Genomic DNA, 14,016 nt, shown 5'->3' with positions numbered 1-14,016 from the left:
ACATGCCGTCCTCCGATCTCCCGGGGCCGGCCGGTCCGGCCCTCAGGGTATCGGGTTCCCACATTCATCCGTACATGTACGGATGAATGTGGGAGGTGTTCGGATGAAGTTGCCAATCAAGGAGCGGATAAACCCTTTTCCCACCCGCCGAAGAAACACGTAAGTGACATGTCCATGAGGGTATAATTTGTACCGTATGTCTGCACAACGCCTGTGCGCGTACGGTTTTATTCGGGCCACCGTCCTTTTCCGTGGAGGCACGGTTCGGTAGCCCCAACAAGAGAGGGGTTCTATGTATAAGATCCTGGAGAAGACGCAGTTCTCGGAGAAGGTGTTCAAGTTCCGCATCGAGGCGCCTGCAATCGCCAAGCATGCGCACGCTGGACAGTTCCTCATGGTCCGCGCCAACGAGACGGGCGAGCGCGTCCCGTTTACCCTGGCCGGCTGGAACGGTGACGAGGGCTGGGTCGAGTTCATCTTCATGGTGATCGGCAAGACCACCGAGATGCTGTCCACCTACGAGGCCGGCGAGTCGCTGCGCGACGTCGTGGGCCCGCTGGGCGTTCCCACCGAGATGGCCGAGGGCCCCTGCGCCGTCATTGGCGGCGGCGTCGGCCTGGCAATTGCCTTCCCGGTCGCCAAGCACCTGGTCGAGACCGGTCACGAGGTGCACGCCATCATGGGCGCCCGCACCAAGGACCTCCTGCTCATGGAGGACCAGTTCCGCGAGCTCCTCGACGAGGACCACATCCACATCACCACTGACGACGGCTCCTACGGCGAGCAGGGCGTTGTCACCGCTCCGCTGGAGCGCCTGCTGCAGGACAAGGCCGTGAGCCAGGTCTTCTGCGTCGGCCCCGTTCCGATGATGAAGTTCTCGACCCTCACCGCCCAGAAGCACGACACCCCCATCACCGCGTCGCTCAACCCCATCATGGTTGACGGCACCGGCATGTGTGGCTGCTGCCGCGTCGAGGTGGGCGGCGTGACCAAGTTCGCTTGCGTCGACGGCCCCGACTTCGATGCCACCCTGGTCGACTGGGATGACCTTCGTGCCCGCCAGGCCGCTTACCGTTCCGAAGAGGGCGAGTCCCTCAAGGCCTATGAGGAAAAGAGCTGCGCATGCCACTAGTTAACGGTCGTTTCGTTGCCGATATGAAGTCGCCCCGCACCCCCGATAACGAGGAGCCGGCTGCCGAGCGCGCCTGCGACTTCCGCCCCGTCGACAAGGGCTTCACCGAGGAGATGGCGCTGGCCGAGGCCGAGCGCTGCCTCAACTGCAAGAAGCCGTTCTGTGTTGAGGGCTGCCCTGTCAACATCAACATCCCCCGCTTTATCGAGCAGATCCGCGCGAAGGACTTCGGCGGCGCTCTCGATACTATCCGCGAGGACTCCATGCTTCCCGCCATCTGCGGCCGCGTCTGCCCGCAGGAGAACCAGTGCGAGGGTAAGTGCATCCGTGGCAAGAAGTCCGAGCCCGTGGCCATCGGCCAGCTCGAGCGCTTCCTGGGTGACCGCCCCGAGCTCGCCTCCACGCCCAAGATGGCCCCCAAGAACGGCAAGAAGGTCGCCGTCGTCGGCTCCGGCCCGTCCGGCATCACCTGTGCCGGCGAGCTCGCCCGCAACGGCTTTGACGTCACCGTCTTCGAGGCCTTCTTCACCGGCGGCGGCGTGCTGGTCTACGGCATCCCCGAGTTCCGTCTGCCCAAGGCAGTCGTCAAGCGCGAGATTGACGGCCTGGAGGACATGGGCGTCAAGTTTGAGTACAACTCCGTCGTGGGCAACATGGCCACGGCCGAGGAGCTGTTCGAGCAGGGCTTCGACGCCATCTACGTGGCGACCGGCGCAGGCCTGCCCAAGTTCCTCAACGTCCCCGGCGAGAACCTGCCCAACGTCTTCTTCGCCAACGAATACCTCACGCGCGTGAACCTGATGAAGGCCAACAAGTTCCCCGAGTACGACACCCCCACCAAGCACGGCAAGAACGTCGTCGTCTTTGGTGGCGGCAACGTGGCTATGGACGCCGTCCGTACCGCCAAGCGTCTGGGCGCCGAGCACGCCATCATCGCTTACCGCCGTACTGAGGACGAGATGCCCTGCCGTCGCGCCGAGCTGCACCACGCTAAGGCCGAGGGCGTCGAGGTTCTGCCGCTCGTCTCCCCGCTCGAGTTTGTCGCTGGCGAGGACGGCTCCGTGTGCGCCGTCAAGGTCCAGAAGATGGAGCTCGGCGAGCCTGACGAGTCCGGCCGTCGTCGCCCGGTGCCCATCGAGGGCGCCATCGAGGAGATCCCCTGCGACGTCGCGATCTCGGCTATCGGCACCAACGCCAACCCCTTCGCTGCCAAGATCGGCGGCAAGATGGAGCTCAACAAGTGGGGCTACATCGTTGCCGACGAGGAGACCGGCCAGACCACCGATCCCCGCATCTGGGCCGGCGGCGACATCGTCACCGGTGCCGCTACGGTCATTCTGGCGATGGGCGCCGGCAAGAAGGCCGCCGCTTCGATCACCAAGAGCCTGCTGGGCGAGTAACCACCTGCAGCGCTAGCCATCAAACGGCAAAGTCCCCGTCGCGCACACGCCCGACGGGGACTTTTTCTATGCCGGCCGCCCCAACCACCACGATGGGGACAGGCACCTTTGCGGTGGTTGGGGACTTGCCCGGTCGCTTTATCTCAATCTGTAACAGTTAGAGACCAAATATGCCGCCTGGTGTTACAGATCAAGACGTTGGGCTGACGGCCGAACGGTTCATCTAAATCTGTAACAGTTAGAGCCATTTTCGCTGGCTTGGTGTTACAGATCGAGATTTTGCAAAAGCCGAGGATAGGCACTGCCGCCAAGGCCTTCCCCTCCGCCTAAAACAAAAACCGCCACAAAGGTGTCTGTCCCTTTGTGGCGGTTTTGGTCGGTTAGCCTTCGAGCTGGGCGACTTTGTAGCGGTAGGCAGCGGCGATAACGTCTTTGCAGCCTTCGCGGCCCAGCTTGGCGCGGTTGACGACGATATCCTTACCGCTCGTCATCTTCCACTTTCCGGCGCTGTAACGCTTGTAGAATGCCTCACGCGCCTTCTGCTGCTGCTTGACCAGCTTGGCACCCTTCTTTTTGTTGAGGCCACGCTTCTTGCGCACAATCTCGACGCGGTCCTCAAAGGGAGCGGTCACCAATACGGCAATGTGATTGGGGTTGTTACGCAGCAGGTAGTCGGACAGGCGACCCTCGATAATGCAGCTCTCGGTCTCGCCCAGATCCAAAATCACCTGGCTCATCTTTTGGAACAACTTATCCGAGTACGAACGTGCATCGTAGCGGTCGGGCAGAAACGCCATGTTCTCCACGGCCAGGCGCTCATCATAGGCGGCCATCTTATCGAGCGACTCGCCCGCGCGCAGCGACGCACGCACCAGCAGCTCGTTGTCGTACAGCGGAATCCCCAACTCGTTGGCGAGGATGCGTCCGATCTCGTGTCCCTCGGCACCAAAGTCGCGCGCGATGGTAATGACCACAGGATTCTTCTTGTTCTCCAGATCGCTCATCGCGATTCCTTTCTAACAAATGAAAAATAGGCGATTCCTGATCCCCATTTTGTCACTTACGACCGTCCTGGTTTCCCAAGTGCGGCAGATTGCCCCGAAAGAGGAGCGCCGCGTACTAAATGTACGCAAGCGACGATTGAGGGGCAAGGTGCCGTGCTTGGGGAAGCAGGACTATGCGGCTACGATGCGGCGTTGATATGCCCTCACCAGCAGCGAGATACCAAAGTTGAGCACAAAGTACATTGCAAACACCAGGCCGTAGAGCATAAGCACCTGCGACAGGTCGATTGCGTGGGCCATCACGACGTTTGCCGTGTACATGAGCTCGGCCACATTAATGCCCGAAAGATACGAGCTGTCCTTGATGACGGTCGTGCACTGGCTAAACAGAGCCGGGATGATCGTCTTAAACGTCTGCGGCAGAATGATGTAGCGCATGGTGGCAAAGAAGCCAAAACCCTGGCTCTGCGCTGCCTCAAACTGGCCGCGCGGAATCGAGTTGAGGCCGCCGCGCACGATCTCGGCCATAACGGCGCTGGTAAACAGCGTAAAGGCGATGGTCGAAATCACAATGTCCAAACCCTGCACCGTAAAGTAGATAAACAGAATCCACAGCAGGTTCGGCGTGCAACGGAACAGCTCGATATAGGCGCTCACCAAAATACGGAACGGGCGGGGCGCATAGCTTTTAACAAGCGCCAGCACCGTGCCAAAGATGAGCGAGAAAAAGATCGACAGCGCCGAGATCTCGATTGTCTTAACAAAGCCGCCCCAAATGTAGAGCAGGTTGGTCGCGTTGAAGATTTCCATGCGCTAGGCCTCCTCTACGTTGTCGAGCCCCAGCTCGGCCAGGCTCACGCCACGCGGACGCTCCTTGGAGCGGCGCTCGAGCCACTGCACCAGCATGGCGAGCGGAAAGCAGATGATAAAGTACATAAGGCAGCAGACGATGTATCCCTGCAGGTAACCGTACAGACTCACAAAGTTGTCGGAACGGTACATAAGGTCGCCGCCAGCCACAAGCGCCAGCACCGACGTGTTCTTGACCAAGTTGAGCGCCTGGTTACACAGCGGCGGCAGAATGATCTTGAACGTCTGGGGCAGTACGATGTACCAGTATGCCTGCGCCCGGGTGAAGCCCTGGCTCTGGGCCGCCTCCATCTGACCGCGCGGAACCGCCTCGATACCGGTGCGGATGACCTCCGAAATGTAGGCCGCGTGATACAGGCCCACGCCCAAGAAGCCCAACACGAACGGCGCGATACGCACCGGCTGGTCGGCACCGGTTATGGCCTGCAAAAACTGCGGACCGGCCATGTACATAAAGAGCACCTGTACGGGCAACGGGGTGTTCTGGTAAAACTCCACGTACACGCGACTTATGGCGCGCAGCACGCGCGAGCGAGTGGTAGAGAACACACCCAGCAGCGTGCCCAGCACCAGCGACAGCAGCAGACCGGCAACGACCACCTGCAGCGTCACGCCAAAGCCCTCCCAGAAGGGCCCCATGTTTTGAAATGTCGTCGACCAACGGTCGGCGTCAAATAATCCTTCGAGCATTTGATTCCTTCCTTGGACGATGCGCCTATACAAGACCCCAGGTCTTGACCTCTTGGTCGAGCCAGCCGTCGGCCAGGCGATCGCAAATCACCTGATCGACCACGGCCGAAAGGTCGCAGCCCTTCTTGGTCGCCACGCCGTAGCCCTGCTCGCCAAACTTGACCTCGGGCTGCAGCAGCTCAACGGTCTCGTTCATGTAGCCGGCCAGCGTGGAGCGGTCCATGGCAAAGACGTCGATATTGCCAGCGTCGAGGGAACTCTTGATGATGGGGTAGCCGCTAAAGGCCCTAAACTCGGGCTTACAGCTAAAGCCGTTGTCCTTGATCATCTGCTCGATCAGGCCCTGCGTGGTAGCACCCTGGCTCACGCCAATGACCTTGCCGTCCAGGTCCTCAATCGAGGTAAAGCCCGAACGCTTCTTGACCATGAGTCCCACGTAGTCGGTGCGGTACGGCGTCGAGAAATCCCAGCTCTTCTTGCGCTCGTCGGTGATGGTGTAGGTCGCCGCGACCACGTCGAGTTGGCCGTTATCGATCAGCGGGCCGCGCGTCTTGGGCGTTACGTCGGTAAACTCGACAAGCTCCTGGGCGCGGGCCTCCTTGTAGCTCACGCCAAAGACGGCAGCGGCGATCTGGTAGCACAAATCGACTTCCATGCCCTCAAAGCGGCCCTTGGCGGTGTCGTAATAGCCATAGCCGGGAACGTCCTTCTTGACGCCGGCATTCAGATGACCACGCGACTTAATGGCCGCAAGCTTGGACCCCTTGTCGGAGCCCTCGCCGCTGGTAGAGTTACCGCAACCGGTAAGCGCGGTCCCCGTCAGCGCAAGCATGCCGGCGCCCGCCAGCTGCAAAAAGTGACGGCGCGACACGGCCGCCCTCGTCATATCCGTCATGTCCATCACCGCGCCTAGTGCAGAATCTTGGACAGGAACTCGCGGCAGCGCGGGTTCTCGGGGTTATCGAAGAAGTGCTCGGGCGTACCCTCCTCCAGGATGCGGCCGTCCTCCATAAAGATGACGCGGTCGGCCACCTGGCGCGCAAAGCCCATCTCGTGCGTCACGCAGATCATGGTGATGTCCTCCTGCGCGAGCTCAATCATAACGTCCAGGACTTCCTGGACCATCTCGGGGTCGAGCGCCGAGGTCGGCTCGTCAAACAGGATGATGGGCTGCTTGGTGCACAGGGCGCGGGCGATGGCGATGCGCTGCTGCTGACCACCCGAGAGGTTCTGCGGATACTCGCCGGCCTTATGCGCCATGCCGACGCGCTTGAGCGCGGCGATGGCGATCTCGGTCGCCTCCTCCTTGCTCTTCTTTTGTAGCTTGATGGGCGCGAGCGTCAGGTTGCCCAGCACCGTCATGTTGGGATACAGGTTGAACTGCTGAAACACCATGGAGCTATACTTGCGGGCCATCTCCAGGTGATTCTTTTTGGTGAGCGGCGTACCGTCGATGATGACCTCGCCCGACGTGGGCTCCTCAAGATAGTCGACGCAACGGATGAGCGTCGACTTGCCCGAGCCGGAAGGCCCGATCATTACGAGCTTCTCGCCGCGCTTGACGGTGAGGTTGATATCTTTGAGCACATGCAGGTCGCCAAAGTACTTGTTGAGATGCTTGATCTCGATCATGTCTGCCATGAATGTCCCTTCCCTGCGTTTACACGAGTTGAACTATTGTACGGAAAGAACCACGTTTCCGCAGCCCACACTACATCCCCGTAAAGAACCCGCAACCTTCCGCCCACTCATTGGGCACTCATTGGGGACAGACTTAAATGAGTACCCGGGGAGTGGGCACTCATTTAAGTCTGTCCCCAATGAGTGCCCTTCAGCTGCCATCAAAAAAGGGGCGCGACCGCAATGGTCACGCCCCCTCAACATCAACTATATGCCGCTCGGTCCCTACGCGAGTTTGGCTCCAACGATCTTTGCTGCTGCCGGCTTATCGAAGTTGCCGCCAGTGACCTTACCCAGAGCGCCCATGACCTGGCCCATCTGCTTCTTGGACGTGGCGCCCAGCTCGGCGATGACCTGCTCGATCAGGGCCTCGAGCTCCTCGCCCGAAACCTGCGCGGGCAGAAGGCTCTCCAGAATCTTGACCTGCTCGGTCAGGTTGTCGGTACGCTCTTGGTCGGTGCCGGCCTTGATGGACATCTCCAGCGTCTCGCTCGTCTGCTTAATCAGACGCTTGATCATGCTGTTGACGTCTTCCTCGGTCACATCGCGGCGCTCGTTAACCTCGATATTCTTCACCTCGGCCTTGACCTGGCGAATGATGGACAGGCGAACCTTGTCCTTAGCCTTCATGGCCGCGATCATTTCCTTCTGCAGCTCTTCGTTGGTCATCTGCAAATCCTCTCTAATAGCGTGGGCGGCACTCGCGCGAGCACCGCCCCATGATTACTCAGTCGTCGACGAATCGTCGGTCGAGCTCTTGGTGACGCCCTTCAGGCTCACGTTGTAGGGCACATCCTTGGGCATGGGGTTGACGGTAATGTCGGCGTCTTTCTTGTACTGCTCCAGCCACTCGCTGTATGCAGTACTGGCCGCCTGCGTCTTCACCACGTTGGAAACGTACTTCTTGATGTCCTTGGGCACCTGGTTGATGTCATCAACCTGATTATCGACATGGAAGTAGTCAGTGCATTTGATGATGTGGTAGCCATAGGTCGACTCGATGACTTCGCTCACGTCGCCCTTGTTGAGCCCCTCGAGCGCCGTCTGGTAGCTGTCGACAAAGGTGGTGAGCTTATCCCAGCCCACATCGCCCTTCTTCTCCTTGGAACCGGTGTCCTCGGAGTACTGCTCAACGACGTCCTCAAAGCTCAGCTCACCGGAGTTGATCTTGTCCAGGCACTCCTGCGCCTTGGCCTTGGCGGCAGCCTTGTCCTCGTCGGAAGCGTCGGAATCAACCTTGATCAGGATGTTCGACGAGCGGCGGGCGTCGTTGTAGCTGGACAGGTTTTCGTTGATGCAATCGACGATCTCGCTGTCCTTGGGCTTGCTCGTGGGCGCGACGGCATCCTTGAGTTTCTGCTGCGCCAGACTCTCCTTGAGCGAATCCTTGTAGGTATCCTCGGTATAGCCGTAGGTCTTGAGGGTCTTCTTAAAGGCCTTGGCACCGCCCGCGCTCTTGCACGCGTCCTTCCAAGCCTTCTCAACCTCCTCGTCCGACACCGTCACGCCGTTCTCCTTCTGTGCCTGTTGAAGCAGAATCTGCTGCGTGTAGGAATCGATGAGTTGCTTGCGGTACTTCTTGGGCGTGAGGTCGTTGTCGACCAGATACTGCGCCCAGTCCTTGTCCTTGGTGTAGCCGTAGGACGTGCGCATGCTCATGATCTGCTTGGTCACGGTGTCCTCGGTGAGGTTGGTGCCGTTGATAGTGGCAGCAACACCGCCGGTCAGCTTGTAGCCCGAGGTGTCCTCGGCCTGCGACATAAGTCCGGAGCACGCCATGGCCGAGACAGAAAGCAGCATTGCCAGCACGCCAATAACCACCAGGACGATCTTGACGGTCTTGGACACGCGGGTCTTGCGCTGCTTCTTGCGAGAGCTGGAGGCGGCGCGAGCCTGCTGCTCGGGCGTCGGCTCGGGTGCGGGGTTCTTTTTCTTATTTGCCATAGTTGGCCTTTCGCATAACGAATCGAACAAACGCCATTGTGTCACAACGCAGCCCCCGCGGCACGCTTGGTGCATTGGGGACAGGTTAATCTGCACCATTTTGGTGCAAAGGGGACAGCTCTGGCAGCCGGCACCTTAGAAGTGACGGCGGATAGCGTCGACCATGCCCTGGGACGTGGTTTGGCCGAGCACGTCGGCCGCAGCATCGGCGTCCATAAAGATGTTCATGAGAGCCTGCAGGGCCTCGACCTGGCCGCCCGGCTCGGCGATGCCCAGATTGATGACGATCTGCACCGGCACCGGAGCGCCCATGCCAGCCATAGCGTTAAATGTCACGGGCGCGGCGGGCTTCACCACCGCGATATAGGGCTTGGCCACAAACCCCGGATCGGTATGCGGAATGGCAATGTTTGCCGCCGGCATGGCAAGACCCGTGGGATAGGCATCCTCGCGCGTGCGAACGGCGTCGAGCCAACCGTCGGCAATGTAGCCGCGCGGAGCAAGCTCACTCTCGAGCTGCGCAAACACCTCACCCGGCGTCGCACACTCCCAATCAAAAAACACCAGCTCGGGCGAGAATAGCATCTCGGCGTTATCCGCCATACCGTCCTCCAAAGTTGCATGAGGTTCACATTGCCCCATATGATAGCGAAACCAGACAGACAAGGTTAGTCGAGGATCCCGATCATCTCGAGTGCACGCGCGGGCGTCAGGCACACCTCAGGCATTGCCTCCAGCATGCGTCGGTCACTCGTGACTACGTAGTCAACATCTGCCGTCTCGCCCGAAGCGATGATGAGGTTGTCTTCAAGATCCAGCATGCGCTTGCCAAGCATGCGCGCCATCTCGCACTCTGCCAACGAAAGCGGAGAGGCGGTTGCCGCCTGCATCATGTGCTCGATGCAGGCCCATGACGCCGAGGTAAATGACACGTTAATCCCATTCGCATTCCGCCGGGCCAGACGACGAGGCAAAATATAGAACACATCCTTTGCCGTCGTTGGCGCATACAGAAGGTCGATCTTTCCCGCCTCGGCCAGTTCAACCAATCTTTTCGCTTCGTCGAACGCCCCTTCTTGCAGGTAATAATCGAGCCAAACGTTCGTATCTACCAAGAGATGCTTTGCCTCAATCATCGGCAATTCGCCTCTATGTCGGCAATCATCGCGTCATACATATCATCGCGTACGGCATCCCAGTCTTCCGCAGACGATTCAGCTGGCGCAAAATCCGAAGCGCTTAGCCCCAACGAGGAAAAAGCTAGGCCACACCCCTGCTCGGCCAGGCTCTCCGCACGGGGCGCCTCGCGCTTATCCGCCACCATAAATCCCGGCAGCGCTTGATGCTCGACAAGATAGACCCAAAGCGCGCGAATGGCATCACTCGGCCCCAACCCATTGCGAGTTAGGACCGCATCGCCACCAGCTTTGAGCATGGGATCAATTCGCGTGTTGAGCTGCACCATTGCCGTTCCCATAACGGCTCCTTTCTACGTGCTAGCAGTATAGCAGACATAAAAGGCCACGCAAAAGGGCCCCGTCCACACGCGGACGAGGCCCTGTCAGATTGGTAGTCTCGAGAAAGTTGGTGTAGCGCCCGATCCGAAGCGAGCCGGCCTGGCGTCCAAGAACCTAGAATACGGTTGATGTCCTATGCCGCCGACCGGCATATGAAAGACAGCGGGCCAAAAGCCCCATGGCTTCTAGCCCGCAGAAACATCGATGTTTCCAAATGATCGCAGCTTGTGTTTCAAGCGCTTTTCTACGCTACCGGCGGATGCAAATCCCAATCGGGAAAGCAGTTTGCAAAGCCTGAGAGATTTTGAGTCAAAACATTGTTCTCAGCTTGCTTCAGTCGCTCGTCCTCTTCAAACAGACTATCGAGCTCGCTCAATGCATCGAAGTCCTGCATCGCGGCATCGTTATGGTCGAAATCAGTCACTTCATCAGTCATCTATTTCACTCCATTCATGGTTATCGAGTCAATCCTATCGGCTAGGCAACCTTATCGAGCTTAAGCAGGTCGCTGCGCTCGGCCGCCGCTTCCTTCGCGCTCTTCCACTGATTAAGCGCCAGATCGATCTCGGAACAGCCTTCCTGGATGCGTTTGGAGTATTTGGCCTCAATCTCTCCTGCCTCCGCAGCGCGCTGCTTGCTCGAGAGGCCCGTCTTTACTAGACAATAGCCAGCCCCCGCAAGAAGCAGAATGCCAATAACCTGGTTTACAAATGCAAAGAGAGCTACTCCCAAAACAGCGAGGACAACGGCCGCTATCTTGTGGCTCTTGTTGCCCTTCGCAACCTTGACATCAAGCTCAGCGAGCTCCTTTTTCTTCTCTTCACCGACATAGCGAACATAATCGCCGCGCAGCGCATTACCCTCATCGCCGGTAACCGCCCTGCTTGTCCATCCGTCGAAGTCAAGGGTGATCGCCTGCGGAAATTCGGGGATATCGCTCTTGCGATACCGGTTGAAACCACCGTTGATATAGGAGCCCAAAAACTGAATCGCGGTCTTCTTCTTATGCACATCCACAGACGCACTCTGGTCGCGCATCGAGCGTGTCATCTGGTCGATGATATTCATCGTCTGCTGACGCTTCTCATCACGGCGACGATTGACGAGCTCTCGGGCGCGCTCCACGTCTCCGCCAAACGCCTTGACCGCAAGAAGATACTCCTCCTGGCGGCGCAAATTTCGCTCCTTGGAGTCATCGGAGTTAACGAGCTCCATCAGATGCCTGTCAACCTGCTCGGCAAGCGTCCTCTCGTCAACATCAGAAGCCTTGAGGTCGGCGAAGTCATTGGAGATGCTCTCGATTGCCTCGACTTTTCCGAGATACTTATTGATGTAGTCAAACTCCTTGACCACCACCTTGAGCGCCGGATATCTCGAACTCATATCCTCCTCGTAGCCGATAAAATACTCCGCCCATGACTTAGACTGCTCATTCTCGAACTCAGGGCTCTGATTTCTGATCTGCTCGATCCAGCCCGCCATATAGTCGTCGCACAGGTGCTTTTCGTCGGTTCCGAAGATGCCGTTGATATAAGCATCGATGTAGACCATCGCATCGGCATCGATGCGGGCGGCGTTTTGCGTCGAGAAGTAGCGTGCTAGCCATTCGTAGCACGTAGCCGTGCGGTTATTACGTCTGCAGATCAGAGCCATCGCAAGCGACGTGTGCTCGTTGTCACGTTTGACAGCCTCGCGTATTGCGCGCTCTGCAAGATCTCGGTTGTTGTTGATCCATGCCGCAAGGGCAACCAGGACAGGCGCCAGCCAGTAGTCCGGGGTAGAAATCATTAACTCCTCGGAGACCGTCGAAATCGTCGCCTTGCGCACGAGCGCCGCATCGGTTGCCTGGAGAATACCGACCATGGTGTTTCGAACCACCGAGTAGTTGCCGAACTTCTTGTCCATCTCCTGCCGGACGCTCACGAGCTCCGTAGTCGCCTGCTCAAGTGCGGCGGTACGACGCTGTTCGAGCATCATCTCGAGAAAGTCCTTTCGGAGCTTTTTAAGGTCCTTCCGCACTTCCTCCATTTGGGATTCGACCTTATCGACCTTCGTGGTCATCTGGTCAACTTTTGTTCCAATAGCGGCGATCCTGCGCTCGATAAGGGCAGTATCTAATCCCGAATCACTCATCTGTACCACCTTTCAGTTTGAACTGTTTAGATCATCCAATAGCTTTAAGCGAGTAAGCACCCGCCATCCGCTTTATTGAGAGGCCATGCTTCGGTATTGCTCGGACACCTGCTGATAGGCCACGAGAAACTTCTGTTTGTATTGGCTTGCCTTCATCGAATTGACGATGCGCCCGACGGGCTCCACATAGTGTTCGAGAAAGTACGAGGTCCTTCTTCGTAACGCAAACGAACCAGTTTTATAGGGGGACCCGGGGTTCTCTCTAATGCCCTTGAGTAGTGCGAGACACGTCTTGGGTATGTTGCAGTTGGCGGCGATATCTTGATAGAAGCTCTCCCGCTCTGCGGTCATAAAGTCTTCCGAAGCATACCGCGCTATGCAGAACGGGCACACAGCATCGATAAAGCTCTCAAGCCGAGACCGATCCTCCATGCTCTGCATATTGGCGACCACGAGCGATACCATCTGAACCTCAAAGTCACGCATGTTGTAGAGCGTCGACTCAAACAAGTCGATCAAGTCACGCACTTCGTCATATTCGAGAGGGATATCTTCGGCCCTTTTAAAGAAAACCGCCATCGAACCCGAAAGACCTTCGCAAAACTCATCGCAGTACGCAACCATAAACTGTGCCGCCGCGTTGTCTTGCATCATATTGAGCACGTCCGCGGCAAATTTGCGGGCCTCCGGAAAGTTACCACCCTTAAAAAACTTGATGGCATTGTCCTTGGCAAACGCGATTTTGCCCGTGGCCCCCAGACGCGCCCGCGAATAGTACATCTCGCGACCGCACTGGTTGCAATGAACCTTTCGAGTTGCGGGGTCAAACTCGACATCGGTGCTGCCGCAGCCCTCACAAGTTATACCGTTGATTTCCAATAGCTTCCCCCACTTCAACCATCAAAGTGCCCTGGCAAAAAGCAGCGCGAACCCTTATTTGACAGCGGTCAGCGCCGCATTGCGCTTTTTCCAGATATTGCGCGCATCATGGACAAGGCCAACCGTAACATCTGCCGGCTCATCGGCACTCATGGAATTCGAGACCGCCTCAAGCGCGGCGGAGAACTGTCGCTCGATCTCTTGAACATGGGGTTGCGACATGTTGGAGCTGAAGGAGATGTCATCCTTAAGCGCTTTGAGTTCGGCTTTGACCTGAGCGTCCTGCGCCACGGCGAGGAGCTGTCCCACATACGATCCGAACTGCGCCGTTTGAACCGTCTTTGCGGCCACGGCAGCAACCTTTTGGTCAACCTGGCGACCATTGAAGCCTAGACCCATCTGCACAAGGACAAGCACAGCAAGAAGGACAACGTTTACGACGACTGGAATCGTGCTGCCGCCCCACCCATATGCCGCAAACACAAAGTACGTGTTGGCCAGAAGGGCAACGACAAAGTAGGCACAGCTGGATGCGACCGGCAAATAATGGATTTCGGTCGTGCTTTTGACCGTGGACTGCTTATCGGACATGGCAGCCGAAATCGAAGCCGCCGCAAAAGCCAAAACCCCAAAGCCAAGCGACATAGCAAAGACGATAGGGTTCATCAGCGAGTTTTTGCAGACAAACATGATTACAAGCCATGCCACCAAGACGATTGCCTCGCCCAAAATGACACGTTTAACAGAACCGTTCATCTTTGTTTCTC

The 14,016-nt window shown here is 58.0% G+C and carries 16 protein-coding genes; 2 read left to right on the top strand and 14 right to left on the bottom strand.

The genetic code is table 11. From position 1 onward, the window contains the following. The first annotated feature begins 292 nt into the window (after nucleotides 1–292). Together CHY22_RS04650 and gltA are read left to right on the top strand one after the other, a co-directional pair. Nucleotides 293–1,132: a sulfide/dihydroorotate dehydrogenase-like FAD/NAD-binding protein gene (locus CHY22_RS04650; protein WP_089572634.1), complete on the top strand. Its 840-nt coding sequence runs from the start codon at nucleotides 293–295 to the stop codon at nucleotides 1,130–1,132. Continuing rightward, nucleotides 1,123–2,532: an NADPH-dependent glutamate synthase gene (gene gltA / locus CHY22_RS04645; protein WP_089572633.1), complete on the top strand. Its 1,410-nt coding sequence runs from the start codon at nucleotides 1,123–1,125 to the stop codon at nucleotides 2,530–2,532. The genes CHY22_RS04650 and gltA overlap by 10 nt, the downstream gene beginning before the upstream one ends. Before the next feature lie 380 nt (nucleotides 2,533–2,912). Here gltA and CHY22_RS04640 read toward each other — a convergent pair whose 3' ends face one another. The 14 genes from CHY22_RS04640 to CHY22_RS04575 all read right to left on the bottom strand — a co-directional run bounded on the left by CHY22_RS04640 (nucleotide 2,913) and on the right by CHY22_RS04575 (nucleotide 14,005). Further along, the gene (locus CHY22_RS04640; protein ID WP_089572632.1) at nucleotides 2,913–3,536 is read right to left on the bottom strand and encodes a cytidylate kinase-like family protein; all 624 of its coding nucleotides are present in this window, start codon (nucleotides 3,534–3,536) and stop codon (nucleotides 2,913–2,915) included. A 171-nt stretch (nucleotides 3,537–3,707) separates the two neighbouring features. Then, the gene (locus CHY22_RS04635) at nucleotides 3,708–4,346 is read right to left on the bottom strand and encodes an amino acid ABC transporter permease (RefSeq protein ID WP_055285379.1); all 639 of its coding nucleotides are present in this window, start codon (nucleotides 4,344–4,346) and stop codon (nucleotides 3,708–3,710) included. A gap of 3 nt (nucleotides 4,347–4,349) precedes the next feature. Beyond that, on the bottom strand, nucleotides 4,350–5,096 hold the full coding sequence (locus CHY22_RS04630; RefSeq protein ID WP_035136546.1) for an amino acid ABC transporter permease: 747 nt from the start codon (nucleotides 5,094–5,096) through the stop codon (nucleotides 4,350–4,352). 25 nt (nucleotides 5,097–5,121) lie between these two features. Further along, the gene (locus CHY22_RS04625) at nucleotides 5,122–5,997 is read right to left on the bottom strand and encodes a transporter substrate-binding domain-containing protein (protein ID WP_082435536.1); all 876 of its coding nucleotides are present in this window, start codon (nucleotides 5,995–5,997) and stop codon (nucleotides 5,122–5,124) included. An 8-nt stretch (nucleotides 5,998–6,005) separates the two neighbouring features. Then, on the bottom strand, nucleotides 6,006–6,737 hold the full coding sequence (locus tag CHY22_RS04620; protein WP_055251548.1) for an amino acid ABC transporter ATP-binding protein: 732 nt from the start codon (nucleotides 6,735–6,737) through the stop codon (nucleotides 6,006–6,008). 264 nt (nucleotides 6,738–7,001) lie between these two features. After that, nucleotides 7,002–7,445, bottom strand: coding sequence for a GatB/YqeY domain-containing protein (locus CHY22_RS04615; RefSeq protein ID WP_089572631.1), 444 nt, complete (start codon nucleotides 7,443–7,445; stop codon nucleotides 7,002–7,004). A gap of 54 nt (nucleotides 7,446–7,499) precedes the next feature. Continuing rightward, entirely contained in the window at nucleotides 7,500–8,720 is a 1,221-nt protein-coding gene (locus tag CHY22_RS04610; RefSeq protein ID WP_089572630.1) for a peptidylprolyl isomerase, read from the bottom strand. A 135-nt stretch (nucleotides 8,721–8,855) separates the two neighbouring features. Then, nucleotides 8,856–9,323: a PTS sugar transporter subunit IIA gene (locus CHY22_RS04605; RefSeq protein WP_089572629.1), complete on the bottom strand. Its 468-nt coding sequence runs from the start codon at nucleotides 9,321–9,323 to the stop codon at nucleotides 8,856–8,858. A gap of 65 nt (nucleotides 9,324–9,388) precedes the next feature. Further along, complete coding sequence (locus tag CHY22_RS04600; protein WP_199408738.1) at nucleotides 9,389–9,856, bottom strand: PIN domain-containing protein; 468 nt, start codon at nucleotides 9,854–9,856, stop codon at nucleotides 9,389–9,391. Further along, a complete protein-coding gene (locus CHY22_RS04595; protein ID WP_089572627.1) occupies nucleotides 9,853–10,197 on the bottom strand; it encodes a type II toxin-antitoxin system RelB/DinJ family antitoxin in 345 nt (114 codons plus the stop codon). Before CHY22_RS04595 ends, CHY22_RS04600 begins: the two co-directional genes overlap by 4 nt. Before the next feature lie 284 nt (nucleotides 10,198–10,481). Beyond that, nucleotides 10,482–10,673 carry a hypothetical protein gene (locus tag CHY22_RS04590; RefSeq protein ID WP_089572626.1) on the bottom strand — a complete coding sequence of 64 codons (192 nt, stop codon included), beginning with the start codon at nucleotides 10,671–10,673 and terminating at the stop codon, nucleotides 10,482–10,484. Between the two features lie 41 nt (nucleotides 10,674–10,714). Further along, nucleotides 10,715–12,370 carry a hypothetical protein gene (locus CHY22_RS04585; protein WP_143759210.1) on the bottom strand — a complete coding sequence of 552 codons (1,656 nt, stop codon included), beginning with the start codon at nucleotides 12,368–12,370 and terminating at the stop codon, nucleotides 10,715–10,717. Nucleotides 12,371–12,442: 72 nt separating this feature from the next. Then, the gene (locus CHY22_RS04580) at nucleotides 12,443–13,249 is read right to left on the bottom strand and encodes a hypothetical protein (RefSeq protein ID WP_143759209.1); all 807 of its coding nucleotides are present in this window, start codon (nucleotides 13,247–13,249) and stop codon (nucleotides 12,443–12,445) included. Between the two features lie 54 nt (nucleotides 13,250–13,303). Next, nucleotides 13,304–14,005: a hypothetical protein gene (locus CHY22_RS04575; RefSeq protein WP_089572623.1), complete on the bottom strand. Its 702-nt coding sequence runs from the start codon at nucleotides 14,003–14,005 to the stop codon at nucleotides 13,304–13,306. Between the last annotated feature and the right edge of the window lie 11 nt (nucleotides 14,006–14,016).

The organism is Collinsella sp. TF06-26, from assembly GCF_002232035.1.
In the GTDB taxonomy this organism is placed as follows: Bacteria; Actinomycetota; Coriobacteriia; order Coriobacteriales; family Coriobacteriaceae; genus Collinsella.
Note: the sequence above shows the minus strand (reverse complement) of the source record. Positions and strands in the feature narration are given on the sequence as shown.